This window comes from Granulicella sp. WH15 (genome assembly GCF_009914315.1).
Classification (GTDB): Bacteria; Acidobacteriota; Terriglobia; order Terriglobales; family Acidobacteriaceae; genus Edaphobacter.
The window spans coordinates 4,285,998-4,305,553 of the sequence record NZ_CP042596.1 but is presented as its reverse complement, the minus strand read 5'-3'; the positions used below and the strand labels follow the sequence as shown (position 1 = coordinate 4,305,553).

The 19,556-nt window shown below is 62.1% G+C and carries 16 protein-coding genes; all 16 read right to left on the bottom strand.

What is annotated here, in order from left to right; genetic code table 11:
• Positions 1–68: 68 nt before the first annotated feature.
• The 16 genes from FTO74_RS17825 to FTO74_RS17750 all read right to left on the bottom strand — a co-directional run bounded on the left by FTO74_RS17825 (position 69) and on the right by FTO74_RS17750 (position 19,340).
• Positions 69–1,106: an NAD-dependent epimerase/dehydratase family protein gene (locus FTO74_RS17825; protein WP_174242239.1), complete on the bottom strand. Its 1,038-nt coding sequence runs from the start codon at positions 1,104–1,106 to the stop codon at positions 69–71.
• Positions 1,107–1,401: 295 nt separating this feature from the next.
• On the bottom strand, positions 1,402–2,097 hold the full coding sequence (locus FTO74_RS17820; protein ID WP_162539348.1) for a hypothetical protein: 696 nt from the start codon (positions 2,095–2,097) through the stop codon (positions 1,402–1,404).
• Between the two features lie 5 nt (positions 2,098–2,102).
• Positions 2,103–3,632, bottom strand: a complete 1,530-nt coding sequence (locus FTO74_RS17815) for a FlxA-like family protein (protein ID WP_255462370.1) — start codon at positions 3,630–3,632, stop codon at positions 2,103–2,105.
• Positions 3,613–5,391 (bottom strand): HAMP domain-containing sensor histidine kinase, encoded by a 1,779-nt coding sequence (locus tag FTO74_RS17810; RefSeq protein ID WP_255462369.1) that lies wholly within the window; start codon positions 5,389–5,391, stop codon positions 3,613–3,615. Before FTO74_RS17810 ends, FTO74_RS17815 begins: the two co-directional genes overlap by 20 nt.
• A gap of 79 nt (positions 5,392–5,470) precedes the next feature.
• Positions 5,471–6,214, bottom strand: a complete 744-nt coding sequence (locus FTO74_RS17805) for a response regulator transcription factor (RefSeq protein ID WP_345933670.1) — start codon at positions 6,212–6,214, stop codon at positions 5,471–5,473.
• Between the two features lie 148 nt (positions 6,215–6,362).
• Entirely contained in the window at positions 6,363–7,133 is a 771-nt protein-coding gene (locus FTO74_RS17800; protein WP_162539347.1) for a methyltransferase domain-containing protein, read from the bottom strand.
• Positions 7,134–7,152: 19 nt separating this feature from the next.
• The gene (locus FTO74_RS17795) at positions 7,153–8,376 is read right to left on the bottom strand and encodes an O-antigen ligase family protein (RefSeq protein ID WP_162539346.1); all 1,224 of its coding nucleotides are present in this window, start codon (positions 8,374–8,376) and stop codon (positions 7,153–7,155) included.
• Positions 8,377–8,382: 6 nt separating this feature from the next.
• On the bottom strand, positions 8,383–8,853 hold the full coding sequence (locus FTO74_RS17790; RefSeq protein WP_162539345.1) for a cytochrome c: 471 nt from the start codon (positions 8,851–8,853) through the stop codon (positions 8,383–8,385).
• Between the two features lie 12 nt (positions 8,854–8,865).
• Positions 8,866–9,231 carry a cupredoxin domain-containing protein gene (locus tag FTO74_RS17785; RefSeq protein ID WP_162539344.1) on the bottom strand — a complete coding sequence of 122 codons (366 nt, stop codon included), beginning with the start codon at positions 9,229–9,231 and terminating at the stop codon, positions 8,866–8,868.
• A 122-nt stretch (positions 9,232–9,353) separates the two neighbouring features.
• Positions 9,354–10,151 (bottom strand): WecB/TagA/CpsF family glycosyltransferase, encoded by a 798-nt coding sequence (locus FTO74_RS17780; RefSeq protein ID WP_162539343.1) that lies wholly within the window; start codon positions 10,149–10,151, stop codon positions 9,354–9,356.
• On the bottom strand, positions 10,148–10,870 hold the full coding sequence (locus FTO74_RS17775; RefSeq protein WP_162539342.1) for a sugar transferase: 723 nt from the start codon (positions 10,868–10,870) through the stop codon (positions 10,148–10,150). Before FTO74_RS17775 ends, FTO74_RS17780 begins: the two co-directional genes overlap by 4 nt.
• Positions 10,857–12,062 carry a glycosyltransferase family 1 protein gene (locus FTO74_RS17770; RefSeq protein WP_162539341.1) on the bottom strand — a complete coding sequence of 402 codons (1,206 nt, stop codon included), beginning with the start codon at positions 12,060–12,062 and terminating at the stop codon, positions 10,857–10,859. Before FTO74_RS17770 ends, FTO74_RS17775 begins: the two co-directional genes overlap by 14 nt.
• A complete protein-coding gene (locus tag FTO74_RS17765; protein WP_162539340.1) occupies positions 12,059–13,390 on the bottom strand; it encodes an oligosaccharide flippase family protein in 1,332 nt (443 codons plus the stop codon). The genes FTO74_RS17770 and FTO74_RS17765 overlap by 4 nt, the downstream gene beginning before the upstream one ends.
• On the bottom strand, positions 13,387–14,649 hold the full coding sequence (locus FTO74_RS17760) for a Wzz/FepE/Etk N-terminal domain-containing protein (protein ID WP_162539339.1): 1,263 nt from the start codon (positions 14,647–14,649) through the stop codon (positions 13,387–13,389). Before FTO74_RS17760 ends, FTO74_RS17765 begins: the two co-directional genes overlap by 4 nt.
• Positions 14,646–16,307, bottom strand: coding sequence for a capsule assembly Wzi family protein (locus FTO74_RS17755; RefSeq protein ID WP_162539338.1), 1,662 nt, complete (start codon positions 16,305–16,307; stop codon positions 14,646–14,648). The genes FTO74_RS17760 and FTO74_RS17755 overlap by 4 nt, the downstream gene beginning before the upstream one ends.
• 36 nt (positions 16,308–16,343) lie before the next feature.
• Positions 16,344–19,340 carry an SLBB domain-containing protein gene (locus FTO74_RS17750; RefSeq protein WP_255462368.1) on the bottom strand — a complete coding sequence of 999 codons (2,997 nt, stop codon included), beginning with the start codon at positions 19,338–19,340 and terminating at the stop codon, positions 16,344–16,346.
• Positions 19,341–19,556 lie beyond the last annotated feature (216 nt).

The window sequence follows — 19,556 nt, the reverse complement described above, 5'->3', positions numbered from 1 at the left end:
AACAGCAGATTCCTCCGCTTCGCTCCTGAATGACAACCAGAAGAACAGGCAACGGCAAGGTAACAGCTTTACCTCAGGATGGCGTGGGGTAAGTCGGCATGGGCGCGCGGGATGGGGTGGTGGTGGAGGTCTGCTTGCATCTGCTCTTCGATCCAGCGATAGGTCTTCTTCATACCGTCGCGGAGGCGGATGGATGGCTCCCAGCCCAGGCGATTGAGGATCATGGTGTTGTCGCTGTTGCGGCCATTGACGCCTCGGGGAGCGGTGAGGTCGTAGGTGCGGTGGAGCCGGATGCCTGCGATCTCTTCGGCGATATCGACCAGTTGATTGATGCTGACCAGCTCGCTGGAGCCCAGGTTGATGGGCTCGTCGATGTTGCTGTTCATGATGCTCTGGGTGCCGTGGACGCAGTCGTCGATGAACATGAAGCTGCGGGTCTGATGGCCGTCGCCCCAGATATTGATCTCGTGGGAGCCGGAGAGCTTGGCCTCGATGACCTTGCGGCAGATGGCGGCTGGCGCCTTCTCGCGGCCGCCGCGCCAGGTGCCCTGGGGGCCGTAGACGTTGTGGTAGCGCGCGACGCGGCAGGTGAGGCCGAAGTCTTCCTGAAAGTGGCGGCACATGCGCTCGCTGAAGAGCTTTTCCCAGCCGTAGCCGTCTTCGGGCATGGCGGGGTAGGCGTCCTGCTCCTTGAGGGCGATGACGTCTGGGCGGGTCTGGCGGGCGGCGTTGTAGACGCAGGCGGAGGAGGCGTAGAAGAAGCGCGAGACGCCGGACTCGCAGGCGGCCAGAAGCATGTTGGTGTTGGTCAGCACGCTGAGCATACAGAGGGCTTTGTTCTGCTCGATGAAGCCCATGCCGCCCATGTCCGCGGCGAGTTGGTAGACGTGGGTGGCTCCTTGGGTCGCGGTCAGGCAGCTTTGCTGGTGTTTGAGATCGAGGGAGAGGTTTTCGACTTCGGGGGAGAGTTGGTGCCACTCGTCGAGCGGTTTGATATCGACGGCGCGGATGACCTGGATGCCCTGGGATAGAAGACCTTTGACGAGGTGGCCGCCGATGAATCCGCCTGCTCCGCAGACGACTGCCTTGGGTGTTTTGGTATGCATCTGCACTCTCCGGCCCATGGTTGGATGAGCCCTAAATGGCAATTTATGAGTGTGCAGAGCTGGAGTTGTCAGTCTGATGTCATCTGATTGTCATGGGGCACTTCGTGCCGTTCTCGGGGCGGTATGGGTAGGATGATCTTCTGAGGGCCTCCCGCTGGTCGGCATCGAAGATTTTTGTTTTTGACCAGTAGGAGAAGCAGTAAAAGACGCGTGAACACCCGTCTCGCGCGTAGCGAGCCCGTCCGGCAGGACGTCTTTGCTTACTCGAGCCACGGCAACAGCCGCAACTGCACGATTAGTAAGGGGTTTTGGGGGTTGTGTCGTAGGTGGCGCCGAATTTGTTGGAGTGCTTCATGGCTGTGGTTCGGGGGATGGGGGCTTTGATCTCGCCCAGATTGGTGAGGCCGGAGGAGAGATGGAGATGACGCTCCAGGCTGCTCAAGACAGGCTGAGGAAGGCCCTCGATCCAGAGGTGCAGCTTGTAGTCGCCGGAGGGGATGCCATGGAGGTCCAGAGTGTCGCGGGCATCGGCTATGGCGTAGAGCGGGGTCGAGAGTGAGAGGACGACGGCGCTCATCTCGGGGTGGATGTTGCAGAAGATGTAGGACGCGCCTTCGCGGGGGAAGGTGACGGATTTGCTGGAGCCCGCTTCGTAGAGGCCGAGGTCGAAGCGGCGGCCGTCGAAGAGGGAGAAGACGTTGTGGAAGAACGGGTCGGCGTTGGGGAACTGCACGGAGCTGCCTACGGGGATGACCTGCAGGTGGGGGCTGAACATGCGGTTCTCTTGCAGCAGGGTGTAGCGGCCGTGTGGCGGGAAGGGCAGCGTTGGGGTGCCTGCGAGCGGCTCGAGCCAGGCTACGGCTGGTACGTGTCCCTGGGGGCCGGGAGTGGAGGAGACGATCTGGAGACGTAGCTCAGCGTCGGCGGCGATGGACTGGGCCAGCAGGGGAGGGGCTAAGAGGATGATAAGGCTGGAGAGTAAGTGTCGCATGGCCATCAGAAGCGATACCCCGCGCCCAGGCCGATAATGTTGCTGCTGGTGGCCGGGGAAGAGATGGGGGAGCTGATGAGGTGGCGGTACTCCAGGGAGAAGACGAGGTAGGCGCTGGGGCTATAGATGACGTTGCCGGTGTACGTGCGGTTGCGGGCGAGGTTCTGGTAGATGGTGCCGGTGGGGGAGGCGTAGCGGCGAAGCTCGTTGGCGAAGGCGTTGTCGATTCCGAAGGCGGCGTTGAACTGGAGGCGGGCGTTGACGGTCTGCTGGAGCTGCGCCCAGCCTCCCACGTCGCTGAGGGGACGGTAGCGGTAGCTGCCGGTGGTCATACTGGTGCGGTAGGCGAGATCTTTGTAGGCTCCCGCGCCGAGGCCGCCGAGGGACTGGCCGCGATAGAAGCTGCCGGTGAGAGCGAAGTGAGCGGGGAGTTGGAGGCGCGTGTCCAGCGTGCCCGCCCAGGAGTCGAAACGGTAGCCGAGGGGATCGCGGTGGGGTGCGAAGTAGCCGCCGATGCCGATGTGGGAGCCCTCGTCCGGGGTGGTGCTGCCGAGGACGGCGATGCGGGCTTCAACACCGGGCCAGCGGCTCTGCTCGGAGAGCGTGGGGGGGACGGCCGCTGCTGCAGAGGGGACGGGGAGTGGGGCGTCGCCTACATCGACCAGGGCGGCTTGCAGACGGAGGGCGTGCGTGGTGGCGAAGGGGAGGTCGTGGGTGATGCCGAGCTGCGGATTCCATGTCCAGAGGTTGCCGGACCAGGCGAGTGCGGGCTCGGCTACGGCGGTGAGGGTGGCTGGGCTGTCGGGGCTGAAGATGGGACGGTCGAGGGAGAAGTAGGCTTCGGTGTGGTCCCAGCGGAGGCCCGCGTGGGCGGTGCGGAGACGCAGCAGGGTGGCGTTGTTGCTGGCGTAGCCGGTGTAGCTGATGCCGGTGCTGGTGCCGGAGGTCGGCGGGCTGCCCGCGAAGTCGACGTGCAGGTCGGCGTAGCTCTGCGCGCCGAGGATGTGGGGGCCGCGGGCGTCAAAACCGAGGACGGTCTGGCGGACGGTGGCTCCGGTGCTGCCGGAGCCGGGGAGGGCCAGGGTGGGCGTGGAGGGAGCGTCGACGGCGCGGGTGTTGACGAAGCCGTTGAAGAGGAGCTGGCCGGTGATCTTGAGAGGGTATTTTGATGCGGTTTCGACCTTGATCTGGTCGTGAGTGGCGATCTGGGTGGCCTGCATCTCCTGGCGCTCGCGGAGGTCGTCGATGGCCTTGGTAGTGTCGGTGGTAGCGGCGGTGGTTTGGGATAGCTGGCTTTGCAGCGCGGCTAGCTGGGCGCGCATGGCGTCCAGTTGGCGCTGCGATTCCTGAAGCTGTGCCTGGGTGCGGGCCATGGCGTCGGTGAGCTGCTGGATCTGTTGGGAGAGGTCTGTGGGATTTGTAACCGTATTTGTTGTTTGCGCGTGCAGGGGCGGGGCGAGAAAGAGCACGAGCAGCGGCACGATGCGCCACGGCCCGCGTAGGCTCGGCGATTGGCTAGGTCCAGACCTTCTCATGTGCGATGACCCGATCCTGACGTTCGACATCTGAGGTGCTCGTTGCTTCGTCTGTGCGCAGACCGCGCTTTACCCGCATCTGAAAGATAGTCTCGCCGGGGCAACTGCTGAGGAGGATGACCTCACCTCCGTGTTCGACGGCGATGCGGTGGGCGAGGGTGAGGCCGAGGCCGGTGCCCTTCTGCTTACCCTCGCTGACGAAGGGATCGAAGAGGCTCTTGCGGATATTCTCCGGTACGCCGGGGCCGTTGTCGATGATGTTTACGATCATGTGCTCGGGCTGGGCCTCGAGCGTGACGGTGACGCTGGGGACGGTGCCGGTTTCGGCGGTGTGGGCGGCCTGGCAGGCGTTGAGGAGAAGGTTGTAGATGGCGCGCTCGATCTGCTTGCCGTCGACGAAGGCCGCGGTCTGGGTGGGCTCGCCGAGGCTGGTGATGAGCTTGACGCCGTGGGAGTCGGGGTGAGAGCGGACGAGAGCCAGGGCGCGGTCGAGCAGGGTGGAGAGCAGCTCGGGGGTGCGGCGGACGCTGGCTCCGGTGCGGCTGAAGACCAGCAGGGACTCGATCATGTCGGTGGTGCCGAGGACGGCAGTGCGGATGTCGGCGAAGATCTCGGCGCGCTCCTCGAGCGAGAGGCGGTCGGACGCGAGGAACTCGGAGTTGGCGTAGACAGCGGCGAGGTAGTGGCGGAGATCGTGCGAGACGGAGCTGGCCATGCGCCCGATGGTGGCGAGACGCTCGGACTCGAGACGAGCGCGGTTGGCCTGCTGGATCTCATCGCGCATTCTGTCGAAGGCTGCGCTGAGCTGGAGCACCTCCTGGGTGCCGTGGCGGGGGATGCGGAAGTTGCTGTCTCCCATGCCGAAGGCCTTGACGCTATCGGATAGCTCTTCGAGCGGGCGCGTGAGGAGGCGGGAGAGGGTGATCATCAGGACGGTGCCGGAGAGAAGGGCCAGAAGGCCGGTGCTCAGGACCATGTGGTCGATGCGGGCGATGCGGCGCTCAGCGGGCGCGAAGGACTTGAGGACGACCAGCTCGAGCGGCGAGGTGGCCGAGGTGGAGAGGTCTTCTGTCGCGGAGAGGAAGCGGGTGCCGCCGAGGGTGACCGTGGATGGGGAGGAGCTTATGGACGGATGGCTGGCGAGACCTGCCTGGTTGGCGGGCGTGAGCGTGCTGGCTACGATGTGGCCGCCGCTGAGGAAGGTCGCCTCGACGCCGGTTGGCTCGCTGATCTGGCGGACGGTGCGGCCGATGGAGATGCCGCTGATGACGTAGCCGAGGAGAGTGCCGTCGTCGTCGCCGCCGAAGTAGAGCGGGCGCAGGGAGCAGGCGTAGAGCAGGCTGCCGTCGATGAGGTACTGCTTGTCGGGGGAGGAGACAAGGGATTGCAGGGCGGTGTGCAGGGTTGCGTCGGGGGGGGCGTTCTTGGAGTAGACGGCTACGATGCGGCCGCTGGGATTGGCCAGGGCGAAGAGGTCGTTGCCGCTGAGCTGCCAGAACTCGGTCGCGCCGTCCTGGATGGTGAGGTCGTCGCCGCTGGTCATCAGAGCCTTGAGCGTGGGCAGCTCGGCGAGCAGGGCGTTCTCGCGCTCCAGCGCGGCGAGGCGCTCGGCCTGAAGGTTCTGGAAGGTGATGACGGAGTGGGTGAGGTCCTGCGAGAGATCTTCGGTGACCTGCGCGCCCAGACGATGCCGTATCAGCAGCATGAACAGAGCTGTGACTATGACAGTGACCAGGGCCATAGCGAGGACGAGCAGCACCTGGGTTCGTACGCCTTGCTTCCGCGGCCCGGTCGTTACTGGGGAGAGAGGATTACTGGCCGGAGAAGCCGTTTTTAAATCATGGGACAAATTTGTACCCTGCGCCGTAAATTGTGAGCAGATGCTTGGGATTGGCCGGGTCGGGCTCCAGCTTCTGCCGCAGTTTGAGGATCTGGTTGTCGACGGTCCGGGTGGTGGGATACGCGTTGTATCCCCAGACCTCGTTGAGGAGAAGCTCGCGGGTGAGCACGCGGTCTACGTTATCGGTGAAGAACTTCAGTAGCTTGAACTCGTGGGCCGTGAGCACGACGGGAGTACCGCTGCGGCGCGCGGTCATACTCTTGAAGTCGATCTCGCACTCGCCGAAGCGGAAGACGTTGGAGCCGGAGGGCTTGCGCTGGCGGCGGATGGCGGCCTGGATGCGGGCCGTCAGTTCGCGAGGGCTGAATGGTTTGGTGACGTAGTCGTCGGCACCGAGCTCGAGGAGGAGAACTTTGTCGACGACCTCGCTGATGGCGCTGAGGACGATGATGGGGGTCTCGTTCGAGAGGCTCTTGAAGGTCTGGCAGAGCTCGCGGCCGGAGATGCGGGGGAGGATGAGGTCGAGGACAACGGCCAGGGGGCGCACGCTGCGGAAGAGGTCGAGGCCGGTCTGACCATCGCCCGCGACTGCGACTGCGTAGTGCTCCTCAAGGAAGATGCGGCGGAGCACCTTCTGCATACGCGGGTCGTCTTCGATGATAAGGATGGTGCCAAGGTTCGCGGTCGGTGTGGACGCGAGCTCTATCTCGTTTTCTTCAACCATATCTGTGGTGGCGACCATAGCTTTCACCTCTTACTTATATTCTGGTCGATCCAACTCTACAATGACTACTCTTAACGGGGAAAAATGACAATCGTATGACATTTTAGGGCGGTTTAGGCTTCTTCGCGGCTAATTGCAAGGTTGGGTGTGAAGATAAGTCCGGAAGTTACGGTCTTGACGGAGTTGCCCTGGTCAGCACGCAGAGCTGGAACGAGCGAAATGAGGGATAGGCCCGAAGAAGCTTTTTGGCGATGGTCTTGATCCGGCTTTGATTGCTGCCCTGTATCCAGTTGAAATAGTGATGGCCGATGCAGCTTAGCCCTACGCTCTGGGCGATGTCTGAGAGCTCCTGCCGGGTGTACTCCCTGATGTGTCCGGGATTGATGGAGTAAAGCCGGAGCCGCTCGTAAGGGTTGCGTCCAAGCAACAGGCGGAGCCGCTTGCTGATATCAGTCGCGTTGGGGGTGGTGCAGATGAGCACTCCCTGATCGGTGAGTAGGGAGCTGAGAAGCGCAAACACAAACTCGGGAGCGACGCAGAGGTGTTCCAGCACCTCTGAAAATACGATCAGATCAAAGCGTCCGCAATCGGGCCAGCTCGAGACCACATGCGCGTTCAAAAGGTCGAAGGGGATGTGGGGAACGGACTTTAGATCGCTCGTCTCGCGATGGCCTCCGTCGTCAATTGCCGGATCGAAGCCTAGCGTGTGGATGTTGGGATAGAAGTTCAGGAGATATGCGGTTAGCTCGCTTCTTCCTATATCGAGTACCCGTGCGGAAGGGATTGGAACCTGGCCCCGGCATAGACGGAGAATGTCTGCGAAGCGCGCTTGATGGGTGTCGAAGTAAGTATGCCGGGACTGCTCGCCGCAGGTAATCGCTTTCTCGTTCTCGAGGAGTTGGGTAAGTACATGCTCGGGATGGACCGGATGAGACACGCTTCCTCCTGTGTGCGGGCTAGCTTTCGAGTGGGAGATCGGATGAGTGGGTTTGCTCCATCAGGAGGCTGAACATGACGATTGCCCACAACGAAAGCGAGAGGTCGAAGACTTCGGTATCGGCCAGGCCGCGTATCAGCACGAAGATCAGTAGAGCGCAGTAGAAGGTGCGCAGGGAGCCGGTGGTAAAGCGTCGAATTTGCAGGTAGAAGCTGATGTAGAGACCAGCCATCATGGCGATGCCAACTGCTCCGTAGGAGTAGAAAAGCTGAATCAGCTCGTTGTGTGCGTGGCGGGCTTCGAAGTCGCCGAAGGGGGGGATCACCTTCCAGACGGAGTAGAAGCCGTGGCCGATCCACGGTTGCTTGATGGCTTCGTCGAGGATGACGGCCCAGATGCCGAGGCGGCCGGTGAGGGTCTCGGGGCTGTTGCCCGCGTTGGAGTAGATGTCGAAGTAAGAGGTCAGGAGACTTGAAAATGCGAGGGTGATCAGTGCGGTCGTGAAGAGGAGCAGGAGCTTGGTGCGGCGGCTCATGGAGCGGTCGCGCAGAAGGATGAAGCCCTCGGCCACGAGGAAGGCAACGATGGTTGTTTTGCTGAGGCTGCGGAGGAGAGTTACGCCGAGCAGGATAGCGGGGATGGAGTAGCGGGCGATCTTCTGCTGTATGAGGTACTGGGCGAAGAAGAAGGCGAAGGCGCAGAGGTAGCCGATCTGGTTGGCTCCCAGTAGCTCCTCGTCGCCGAGCCTTAGGTCTGACTGGGTGGGCAACAGCCATGCGATGACCGCGATGGCGGACGCGCCGCAGACGTAGCCCTTCATCAGGGAGTGGACGAGGCTGGTGGTGGGTTGGATGCGCAGAAGCAGCACGATCATAGCTGTGTCGGCGGCCATGGCGCACCAGTAGGCTGCCGCTGCGGAAAGAGAGGCAGCAACGCTCCAGGAGAGGCTGCAGCAGGTGAAAGCAAGAAAAAACAGCACCCAACGGATGGAGGGAAGGTACAACATGCTGCCGAACGTTCGGTCGGCTGCGCCGAGGGTGCTGAAGGCGACGACGAAGAGGAGCAGGAGGTTCAGTGCAATGCTGATCTCGGTGCCTGTTTGCGGATCGGTGCCGAGGGCGCGCACGGAGAGGAGAATGATGAAGAGCCGGAAGGAAAAGAAGAAGCCGACGACAAAGGGCATCGCCGTGTCGGGCGATGGTGCGGCGATCTCTCCGGCGAAGTGGCTCTGCTCTGAACTCATATCTGCTTAGTGGGTGTACATCTCTGGAGTGCCTTGACTGCCTGCGGGCGGCAGGTGGCGCAGGTAGACGACGATCGACCAGAGCTCGTCGTCGCTGAGCGTTCCCTGCGAGCCGGGCATCCCGGATGGGCGGATGCCATTGTCGAGAATCCACTTGAGCTGGCCGTCGGTGTAGCGCTGGACCTCGGCCGAGGCCAGTGAGGGGATGGGCGGGGAGATGTGGTCGATGAAGGGAACGCCGGTGTTCTGGCCGTCTGTGCCGTGGCACGCGACGCAGTAGTGGGAGAAGGCTTCCTTACCGTCCTCCCAGTTCTGATGGGTGTAGGGGATTGGGTTCTTCTGGTCTTTGTTGCCGATGAAGATGTGGTGCTTGGCAAAGGTAATGGTGCTGGTCTCGAACCGGCTCGGAGGACTGGCCTTGCATCCGGCCAGTCCCAGCAGACAGATTGCCGCGATTGTTATTTGGGGAGGGCGCATCTTCTCATTCACCTAGTCCACTACGTGAAGGGTCAACATCATGCCGCCGTGGCCGGAGCCGCAGAAGACGGAGCAATGGGCTACGAAGTCACCGGTCTTGTCGGGAGTGAGCGGAAGCTCGGCCGAGCCGCCCTTGTTGATCTTCGCGTTCAGGTTCAGCTCGCGAAAGCGCAGGCCGTGGGCTACGTCGAGGCTCTTGATGACGAGCACTACGGGCTGCCCCTTCTTCAGGGTGATCTCGCCGGGCTCGTATGCGAAGCGCTTGGCTGTGATCTCGATGCGCTTGGGGGCTTCCTGCGCGTGAATGATGTGGGTGGAGAATGCGCCCGCAGAGACAAACCCGGCAAGCAGGAGCAGCAGCAGCAACTTCGTTTTCATGGAGACTCCTTGAAGGTTGGGACTAGGTGAGTAGGGACTTGTGGTGCCGGTAAGGCGCTCGGGGTTTATCTACCGACATATTCACGTTAGTGGTGAGCCGGTCGGCAGTTGTCATGCCGAGGTTAGTCAATTGTCACGGGATTATCTTGCCGTTTGAGCAGTTGCAAAGTGATCTTCCAGAGAAAGGCGGGGTTGTTCTGGAGGTAGCGTCGCCAGAGGCGTTTGGGGTCTTGCATGAGGCGATGCAGCCATTGCAGTCCTGCGCGCTGGATCCATGCGGGGCTGTCGCGCAGGCGGCCGGTGTGGTAGTCGAAGGCTGCTCCTACGCCTACGAGGAGCGGGACGCCGAGGCGGTCCACATATTGAGCCATAAAGCGTTCCTGCTTGGGAGTGCTTAGGCCCACCCATAGGATGTGCGGCTGGGCGGCGTGGAGCTGAGAGAGAAGGTCAGCTTCCTCGGCCGGGTTCAGGCTTCTGAAGGGAGGAGTGTAAGTGCCGACGACCAGAATGCCGGAGAACTTTATTTCGAGGGCCTGTTTCAGCTGCTCGGCTACGCCGGGCTGGCCGCCGTAGAGGAAGTGGCGATAGCCGCGTTCGCGCGAGAGACGGCACATGGAGGCCATGAACTCCGGACCGTAGACGCGGTCCATGTCGGCGAAGCCTTGCAGGTGGCCTACCCAGGACATGGGCATACCGTCGGGCGTGTTGAGCACAGCGCGGTTCAGGATTGTGCGGAGTGTGGAGTCGCGTTGGGCCTCCATGACGCCGTGTACGCCGGTGATGCAGATGTAGCCGGGGAGTCCGCCTGCGATCCAGCGATCAGCCAGGTCAACTGCGCTATGCATGTTGATGGCCGAGACATTGACGCCGAGGACGTTGGCGTGAGCGTGGTTGCAGGTTGGATCGGGATGCTGCTTCATACGCCTCCGCGCATTGCGAAGATCAGGGTGTGGATGAGGATGGCCAGATCTATAGAGAGGGTGCGGTGACGGATGTAGAAGAGGTCGTGGTGGACGTTCTCGTGGATGGGAAAGGCGCGGTCGGGGCTTAGCTGCCAGAGGCCGGTGATGCCGGGAATGACCTGGAGCCTTTGCCGCTGGCAGCGGTTGTAGCGGTGCACGATGAAGGGCATCTCGGGACGGGGGCCAACCAGCGACATCTCGCCGAGGAAGACGTTCAGCAACTGCGGAAGCTCATCGAGGCTGGTCTGGCGCAGAAATCTTCCGAGCCTGGTGATGCGCGGGTCGGTGGATGTCTTGGGGGAGTAGTCGTAGCGCCGCGCGGTGTAGGACATCGAACGGAATTTGTACATGTTGAAGGGGATACCGTGGCGGCCTGCTCGTCTCTGCACGAAGAGAGCGGGGCCACGCGAACTGAGGCGGATGAGGAGTGCGATGAGAAGCAAAACGGGGGAGAGCAGAAGCAGGAGAAGAGACGATACGACGAGATCGAGCAGCCGCTTGCTGAAGGTGTAGCTCCAGCGGGGGGTGCGCTCGATCCTGATGCCGCGGCGGCGCAGGAGTTTGCAGAGGAGGACAAGGCGCAGGAATGACCGGCGTGAGAGCGTGCCCTGGCGCTTGCCGGAGGTTGCGACGGCATCGGAATAGATCTTCTCGACGTAGGATTCAGAGGTAATCACGCTCATCCTTTCTCTGCACCAAATAACGACTGCCGTTTGGAGACGGCGTCCGAGCGGTGCGTATGTGGGCTGCCGAGGGCAGAAGCTCGCGATAGAGGTTGATGTACTGCGTGCCTAGTGCCTGGGAAGAGAATTGGGGAAGAGAGAGGAGCAGAGGTGGAGGCTCTTGAAGAGTGGCCAGGATGGCTTGTGCGAAGCGTTGTTCCGCGCCTGGTCCTAGAGCAACGAAGCGGCAGTGGTCTGCGTCGATCTCGCGGAAGGCGGGGATGTCGGAGCAGAGAACGCGGCAACCGGCGAGCAGGGCCTCGGCGACGGGAAGGCCGAAGCCTTCGGTCTCGGATGGCGCTGCGAGAGCTTCGCAGTGCCGGTAGCACCACTGCAGTGCCGGTTCGGAGAGGCCTTGAAGAAAGACTATGTTGGGTTTCAGTTGCAGTTCAGAGATGAGTTGATGAATATGCGGGGTCTCGGGGCCGGTGATGCCGATGACCACTAACTTCATGCGCGAGGGAACGAGGCTTCCGCGCAGCAGGCGATGGAAGGCTCGGATGAGAAGGGGAATGTTCTTGTTCTTGCGGTGCTGGGAGACAGTGAGCAGGAAGGGTTCGCCGTGCCAGTCGGGGAGTGGGGAGTATTCGGCGCAGACTGGATCCGGCTCAACGCAGTTGTAGATGCGGAGTGATTTTTTTTGCGCCGTTCGCGGTAGATACTGCTTCATGCGAAGAGCGGTGGTGTCGGATACGGATGCGATCGCGTCGACTGCGTGCAGGCACTGGCGCAGGATCAGGCGATTGAAGAGCACTTTGGGGAAGCCGAAGTTCTCGGGGATCTCATAGGGGTAGAGGTCGTGCAGGGTGAGCACAATGGGGCAGGAGATTGCTGAGGCAGCAACAGGTACGGGATAGGAGAGATGGACGATGTCGGGCTGGATCTCTGCGGCCAGTTGGGGGAGGCGACGATAGTGCCATAGGTTGCGGCTCAAAGGGGTTGGAGCCATATCGGCGATATGGAGGGTGACGCGGGATGTTGTGTGCAGGCCCGCCGCCTCCGCCAGTTCTCGCTGCCAGGGGGCGAGGACGAGGTGTACCGATGAGATGTCGGGCTGCGTGAGGAGGCAGCGCACCATGTTCAAGGCGTGGCGTTGCAGGCCGGAGATGTGGGATGAGAACTGGGCCGCGGTGATCAGGATCTTCATCGTGATGGACCTTCCTGAAGCTCCGGGGCGATGGGCATGGAGGTCATGGTGGTTGGGGTGGGAGCGAGCTGTCGCATGAGGGGGAGATAGACCAGCAAGGAGGCCGCGCCGTAGCAGATGCGTGTGATCGCTAGTCCATGAAGGCCGTGGTGGTGAAGCATGTAAAGCATTAGGAGCAGCAGGCCGCTGCGGCTCCCCAGGCTGATGTACGCGACGATGCGGAACAGGCCCAGGGCCTGCATGGCGTAGGTTCCGGTGACGCTGAGCCCGGAGAGAGCGGAGCCTGCGATGACCAGGGGAAGAATGGAGGTGGCGCTGTGAGCCACCGTGGGGCCAGCCCAGATGCGAAGGAAGCTGTTGCCGAAGAGGAGCAGGAGGGCTGCTCCGCAGGAGACCAGGAGCAGGTTGCAGAGGAAGGCTTTGAAAACTGTGCCGCGCAGGGCGGCTGGCGAAGAGGTGCTCGCTCGGCTTGAGAGGTAGGGGAAGAAGAAGCCGAGGCCGGATGCGGTGAGGCCGAAGAGCGGCTCGGCAAATTGGATTGCCAGAGAGTAAGGCGCGACTGCGGCGGCTCCGAGCGAGATGCCGAGCAGGATGCGGTCGAGCTGACGGAAGAGGATGCTGCCGAGTGTCTGGAGCCAGAGGAAGATGCCGGAGCCTAGCAGGGCATGGGTCTCCTGAGGCTGGAAGGACGGCCAGAGGGAGGAGATGTCGATGAACTTGCGCAGGTGCAGGAACTGCAGGCAGGTGCCGATGGTGAAGAGCACTGCGGTGGCGAGCATGATGCTCTCTGTCTTCATGCGCAAGGTGGCGAGGAGTGCTGCCGAAGCCAGCGTGAGGATACGGATGGCGGTGCTGATCTGTACGGTGCCGCGGTAGGCTTCGAACGCGCGCTGCGTGCTGACGCTTACTGCTTCGATGGCGCGTATGAGGATCATGACGCTTGCGATATGAAGGGATGCCAGGCACTCGCTGAGGGGAACGGTATGGGAGACGGCGAGGTGGCGGGCCATGTAGGGAGAGGCGAGCCATGTCGCGAGTGCCACGACGCTGCCGAGGATGAGGTTGATCGCGAGCAGGGTGCGAACGGTATGGGCGATCTGATTGGGCCGGTCTGCGCCGCGTAGCCCGGCTACGCGCTGGATGCCTGCGTCGGAGAAGCCGGAGGCGAGGATGCCGCCGGCGCTGACTACTGCTGTGGCTACCATCCACAGGCCATACTCCGCCGCGCCCAGCCTGCGCAGGACGATGGGAGCGACCACGATCATGCCGAGGGGATAGGAGGCATAATCGAGCACGCCGTGCAGGGCGTTGGTGAGGTGCCTCTTCATGCAGCGCGCTTTCCTGGCGATGCGATGAAGTGGATGCGACGACGAATGACGGGGATGATCTCGGCGGCGAGCGTTTTGCGGGGATCGTTGGGGAGCAGGTGAGACCAGCCTTCGCGGAGGAGGAGGGTCGCAGATGTTGCTGCGACGGCAAGAAAGGTCAGCAGAAGCGTGACGATGAGGCGTGGGGGAAAGGACTTCTTCTCGGGGATGCCGGGTGCGTCGATAACGCTGATGACGGGGACGTCCTTTGCCTCCTCGATGCGGGCCATCTCATACTGTTGAGTGAGCAGCTCGAAGACGGTCTCCTGTACTCTTACGCGGCGGTAGAGGTCTGCGTAGGGAACGGCTAGGCGGGGGAGTTGGCGCAGGGGTGGGTAGAGTGATCCTTTGTCGTTTGCAGCAGGCTCTGATTGCAGTGGGGCCGATGTGCCGGTCATCTGCGTGAGGTCGCGTTGCAGGGCGGCGATGCGGGCCTGGGTCTCGCGCACGCGTACGTTGCCGTCGCCGTAGAGTTGGCGCAGGGATTGCAGGCCAGACTGCTCGACGAGCAGCTCTCCTTGTATGCGTGCTCCGGCTTCGACCATCGCGCGGGTCTGCTCTTTGATGTCGACGGTGCTGTTGCGGCTGGAGAACTCGCTTAGTTCGAGCTGTGCGTGTTCGAGATCGTTCTGCACGGAGTGGAGGCGATGCTCGATGAAGATGCGCTCCTGGTGAGCGGCGGAGGTGCTGGTCTGCATGACAAGCTTGTTCAGCTCTTCCAGGTAGGCCTGTGCGAGATCGCGTGCGCGCGTGGGGTCGGTGTCTTCTACCGAGATGGTGATAACACCGCTCTTCTTGTCGTCGCTGATTTTGGTGTTGTGCGCCAGGCGCTTGGCGGTGGAGATACGATAGCGCGAATGGTAGACGTGTTGCAGATCGAAGCGGTCGATGAGGTGGCCGCCGACAGTGCCGCTCTGCAACAGGGTGACGAAGAGAGCCGTGGTGGTGTGGCCGCCGAGGAGGCCGCTGGCAAGGCTGCCGAGTGAGCCCAGTCCGCCGCGTCCGGCGAGGGCTGCGAGCATCATCGCCCCGGAGTTTTGCTGGTCGGGCGGCATGATGCTGGCTGTGGCTTTGTATTGCTTGGGAAGAATGCAGGCAATGCCCAGGCTGAGAACGAATGAGATGGCGGTGACGCGAGCCAGGAGTTTTCTGTGCTGCCAGAGCAGGGCGACGCGGACGGCCCAGTTGGCGGGAATGGGGGATGCAGTGCGGGTGTTCATCTCGTTCTCCCGAGGGGCCTGTAGGAAAGCTGAAGGGTGAATGCGTTGTTGTGTTGTGGCTGCGCGTAGAGCAGAGGGAAGCGCCAACGCTCTGCCTGGTCTTCGAGACGAAGCTGCCACTCGGGATGCAGAGCGATATCGGCTGTGACCCGTAGGTCGCGCAGGGAGCCGCCTTGCAGGAACTCGCTGCTTGCGTTCATGCTGCGGGTGCTTAGCTCGATGAAGCTGCGTGGAGAGATCTGCCAGGTTGCCCAGAGTTGTTCGCCCTGGCCTTCGCGTCCGATCCAGCTGCCGATGAGCTGACGATTGTTGGTATAGCCGCTGAGGTAGTGGACGTTGAAGTAGTAGAAGCCGGGGAAGAGGCTGCGATGAGGGGAGAGCAGGCCTTCGGCGCGGACTGTGAGATGCGGCAGGCGTGGGACGCAGCGAAGGGTGAAGCCGGAGATCCACGTGCTCTGCGTGGGGTAGTTCAGCGGGAAGGGTTCGTCTTCGGCGAAGGCATCAACGTAGCCCGTGAGGCACTGGCGCAGGCCGGGGATGCGGTAGGAGGCGTCGAAGGCGGTGCGGCGGTCGCCGGGGTCGTTCTGCTCATCGCCTGTGCCGACGGAGAAGATGCTGCGGGAAAAGCTGGAGGTGGTGAAGGGGGCGCCCTTGCCAGCGAAGAGTACGGTGCGGGAGACGCCGAACTGGAAGTTCGGCGTGGGCGCGAAGGAGAACTTTTCACCGTGGATGAAAGGTTGATTGTCGATTGCGGTGCCTGGGGTTCCGAAGGTTGTATGGTCGGCCTGTAGATACTGCGCGCCTGAAAGGCGGCCTACCAGCAGTTGGGCACGGATGGGGCCGAGAAGCTTGAGAAAGCCGGGCAGTTCAAAGGGCTGGAGACGATCGTAGCGAAGCATGGTGATAGGCTCGGCGTTATTGCTAAAGAGTGTGGAACCGCTACGCGCGGGACCCCACCAGAGCGTCTGCTGGCCGAAGGTGAGTTGGTTGTTGGCAAAGGCGAAGGAGACGTTTGCTTCGAGAAGGCGGCCGCGAAGAAAGTTCGATGTCGGGCCTGCGGCTGCAAATGGTGTGAAGTCCGCGAGGGCTATCTGTTGTTGGGCCTGCATGTTTGGGGTGGGGGTTGAGGGAACGCGTTGCAGCTCGCTCCGGATGTATGCGGAGAAAGGCCCGGCGGTGGCTCGAATCGTGATGCCGGAGTAGAGATTTGCTCCCTGGCCGAAGGGGCGACCATCGTCATCAACGAGTGTTGATGCAAAGTGGTAGCCGTCGGTTAGTGGCTTGCCTGCTATTGATGTAATGCGTTGATCTATCGACTCGAGGCGAAGCTCGGTGTTGCGCTCGCCGCTGCGTCGTTGCAGCTCTGGTGTGAACTCCTGCTTCAGCGCGCGCAGTGTGGAGGCTATTTCGTTGCTGATGGGCTCATCTGTCGTCAGCTCTTCGGCCTCTTCGAGCAGGCGGGCACAGTCGAGGCGAGTCCAGGGGCGCAGATCGAAGAATGCGCTCTGGAGGTAGCCCTTGGAGGCGAGCAGATCGAAGGCGGGATAGACCCAGCTCTCGATGGGCACGTATGGCGATGCCATATAGGACACGTTGCGTTGGGGCGTGTCCTTGGACTGTGCTGCGGCGTGTTGAGTGACGACAGATGTGAGGCTCATAAGAATCACCGTGACGATGCGAGACGCTGGCATTGCTTACAGGGCTGCTGCCGCGATACCTGCGGTGATACCGATGGACGAGGCAAGCTGGGCGGTGGTCAGGAGGTTGCGCCACAGGAGAGAGGCTCCGATGATCTTCTGCGGCACTACGACGACGTCGCCGGGATTGAGCCGGGTGGAGAGCACGTTGGGGTCGAAGAAGCCGCCGGAGTGGTGTCCCACTACGGAGCCGTTGGCTCGGATGATAAAGATTTCCTTCCTGTTGGCGGTGCTGTTGGTGCCGCCAGCGTGGCTCAGATACCAGGCTGCTGTTTTGCCCGGTGCGAAGGTGAGCGCGGTGGCGTTGTAGACCTGGCCCGACACGAGCACGAAGCCGGGGCGTTTGGGGATGGTAAGGACGTCACCGCGACGCAGCTCAATGTCCGCGGGGGTGTTGGCCCAGCTATTGATGTCGTCGCTGATGTGGATGACCATGCGGCCGCTGGCGGGTTGGCTCTTCAACTGATTGAGGGCCTGCTCCTGTTGCGACTTGATGAGTTGCAGCGTGCTGCCTGTGTCTCCGGCTCCAAGAGCTGGGCCAAGGCGTGCGGCTGCGGAGTTGGTCTCAATCTGACGGATCAGCTCTTGACGGCTCTTCTCTTCAAGCTCTCGTACCTGCTCGCGGATAAGCACGGCGCCCTCTGGATATGCGGTGTCGCGCAGGCCACCGGCACGGCGGAGAACGGAGCTGAGATGCTCGCCCTCTTGAAAGCCGTAGTTGCCGGGGAAGCGGACCTGACCTTCGATCCTGACTGATTGGCCTATGTCGTTCCAGCCGGTGATCTGGTGGATGGTGAGGATATCGCCGGGCTTGAGAGGCACGTCTGAGTTGGGCTCGGTGCCGTTGACGGCGGCTCCGATGTGGAGTGTGGCGAGCTTGCCTGCTACGCGGTTGCCGCCTTCGATGCCGTAGCTGGTGAGGTCGGCGCTGTCGAGTAGTGCGTCGCGCTTGAAACCACCGGCCATGCGCACGAGCTGAGCTGCCGTCATGCCGGCCGAGAGGGGATAGTTGCCGGGGCGGAGAACTTCGCCGTGGATCGTGACCTTGGGGGTATCGACCTCGTAGCGGCCGAAGATGCGGATCGTATCGAAGGGCTGAAGCGAGAGGTTCGCGTTGCCGATGAGCACGTCGGGGACATCGAAGGAGATAGTCTCGGCATGGAGGTCGGGGGGAACGAGGCGCACGATCTCGCCGTGGGCCGCGGGCTCCGGCAGCATGTCCTGATAGCTGTGCAGCACATCGCTAAGGCGCATGGCATCGGAATAAGGCAGGCGTCCAGGGCGTACGACGTGGCCTTGTAGGTAGATGGCGCGCTCGCTGTAGGGAAGGATGGGGGCGATGTGGATGCGGTCTCCATCTTTGATAAGGAACTTATCGATAGCGGCGTGGTCTGGCTGTGGGGCTTGTCCGCTGGAGTTGCTTAGGGTTACGGTCTCGCGCTGGTGGTTGGCGTCGATGCGCTCGATGGTGATGTGGCCGAGTGAGGCCGCAACCGTCAGGCCACCTGCGTCTTCCACCACGGAGGCAAGGGTTGATTCGCCGGGCTTGAGCTCGTAGATGGCAGGCCGCTTGACTGCGCCTGAGACCGCGACCTGCGGGCCTGCGGGAGGGACTTGTAGTGTGTCTCCGCTCTCGAAGCGTGCGCTGTTCTTCTGAACGCCGTGGAGGAGAAAGTCGTAGAGGTCGATGTCTTCGATGAGCTGCTGTCCGCGATAGTGGCGGACGATGCGGAGCGAGCCGACCGAGGTGGGACCGCCAGCCGCGTAGAGGGCGCTGAGGGGAGTTGCGAGCGAGCTGATGTCATAGCCGCCGGGGCGTTGCACATCGCCTACGAGGTAGACGCGGACCGAGCGCAGGCGCGAGATCATGACGGAGACCTGCACGTTGCGGTACTGCTGCTTGAGTGCGCTGGTGATCAGGCTCTCGGCGCGTTGCAGAGGCAGACCTGCGACCTGAAGTGAACCGGCTTCGGGTAGCAGGATCTGGCCGCTGCGGTCGATGGCGCGCGTGAGGCTCTGCGTGACGCCGCCCCACAGGTTAATGGTGAGCGTGTCGCCAGGGCCGACGACGTAGTCCGGTCCCAGGGGGATGTCGAGGGGCGTGTCGCGAGTCGAAGTTCCGCGAGACATGGACGAAGAGAGGTCGCGGGTGACGAAGACCTCTGAGCCGAAGCGCTTGAGAGGGGCCGACTGCTCTGGGATCTGTGTGTACAGATCGCGCATAGAACGCAGGTTGTAGGGCGTTGGTTGATGAAAGACCTTGGGGGCATCGGTCGAGGCGCTCGTCTCTTCGTGTCCTCGCCGGGCCGCATTGTTCTGACGGTTGATGCTGGTGTTGGTGCGAGGCGACAGCGTGGTTTCGTCCTCATCGAGGGGAGAGGAGTTTGAAGAGAACCGGGTGGCGGTGCTCATGTTGTCCGACAATGCCAAGGCAGACTGCGAGGATAAGGGATCGTCCTGCGCGTTGCCTGTAGCCATGGATTGCAGGCCGTTCTGGGGAGAGATGTATCCGCGCGAGCGCAGGAAGGTTGTGATGTTTGCACGCACGCCGGCGTTGGTCATGATCTGGTTGTCGAGCATCGCGTCGGAGATATCGCTTGCTTCGACCTGCGTCCCCTGCTGCTGCAGACGGTCGGCGACCTGGGACTTTACCTCTGTCGATAGGTCGGGGTTCTGCTCGAGGATACGAATGATCTGGTCGGCAGGCAGAGAGGCTGCGGGAGCATCCAAATTGCTCGAAGCAATAGAGGAGGTGCGATCGTCGCTTGTATCTGTGCTACCGCCAAAGGCCATCGCGGAGGCGCTGGTGTCTGGATTCGTCGGAGGCTGCGATGTGCTTGTGCTCTGCGTCGAATCAAGGACGGACGACTCCTGGGCCATGGCGTGGCTCGGAAGAAGAAGCATGAAGCCTGCGACGGATGACAGGGCTAACAGAAGCACCCGGGCAGGCCGGGCGAAGCGGACATTCAGATGCGTGTGTTGCCGTAGAGTCATATGGTTGCACCAGTGAGTAGGAGCACTGCCGGAGCAGTCGGCTCTTCACCATTGACCCTAGAGAACAGGGGGGGGGAGCGGTGTCATGGGTGCGTCAGCGAATTGTCATTCCTTTGTTGCTCGTGCGGTTCGGTAGCCGTTGGTTGTCGCGGCTGCAAAAGTGACAATCCATTGACAAGGACTAGACGATCCGGAGACACGCCGAGGCGAGCATGT

What these genes read in the sequence shown, in the direction of transcription:
- FTO74_RS17825 (WP_174242239.1), bottom strand. Translation starts at nt 1,106, where the DNA reads ATGCATACCAAAACACCCAAGGCAGTCGTCTGCGGAGCAGGCGGATTC.
- FTO74_RS17820 (WP_162539348.1), bottom strand. Translation starts at nt 2,097, where the DNA reads ATGCGACACTTACTCTCCAGCCTTATCATCCTCTTAGCCCCTCCCCTG.
- FTO74_RS17815 (WP_255462370.1), bottom strand. Translation starts at nt 3,632, where the DNA reads ATGAGAAGGTCTGGACCTAGCCAATCGCCGAGCCTACGCGGGCCGTGG.
- FTO74_RS17805 (WP_345933670.1), bottom strand. Translation starts at nt 6,214, where the DNA reads ATGGTCGCCACCACAGATATGGTTGAAGAAAACGAGATAGAGCTCGCG.
- FTO74_RS17795 (WP_162539346.1), bottom strand. Translation starts at nt 8,376, where the DNA reads ATGAGTTCAGAGCAGAGCCACTTCGCCGGAGAGATCGCCGCACCATCG.
- FTO74_RS17790 (WP_162539345.1), bottom strand. Translation starts at nt 8,853, where the DNA reads ATGCGCCCTCCCCAAATAACAATCGCGGCAATCTGTCTGCTGGGACTG.
- FTO74_RS17785 (WP_162539344.1), bottom strand. Translation starts at nt 9,231, where the DNA reads ATGAAAACGAAGTTGCTGCTGCTGCTCCTGCTTGCCGGGTTTGTCTCT.
- FTO74_RS17780 (WP_162539343.1), bottom strand. Translation starts at nt 10,151, where the DNA reads ATGAAGCAGCATCCCGATCCAACCTGCAACCACGCTCACGCCAACGTC.
- FTO74_RS17770 (WP_162539341.1), bottom strand. Translation starts at nt 12,062, where the DNA reads ATGAAGATCCTGATCACCGCGGCCCAGTTCTCATCCCACATCTCCGGC.
- FTO74_RS17765 (WP_162539340.1), bottom strand. Translation starts at nt 13,390, where the DNA reads ATGAAGAGGCACCTCACCAACGCCCTGCACGGCGTGCTCGATTATGCC.
- FTO74_RS17760 (WP_162539339.1), bottom strand. Translation starts at nt 14,649, where the DNA reads ATGAACACCCGCACTGCATCCCCCATTCCCGCCAACTGGGCCGTCCGC.
- FTO74_RS17755 (WP_162539338.1), bottom strand. Translation starts at nt 16,307, where the DNA reads ATGAGCCTCACATCTGTCGTCACTCAACACGCCGCAGCACAGTCCAAG.
- FTO74_RS17750 (WP_255462368.1), bottom strand. Translation starts at nt 19,340, where the DNA reads ATGACTCTACGGCAACACACGCATCTGAATGTCCGCTTCGCCCGGCCT.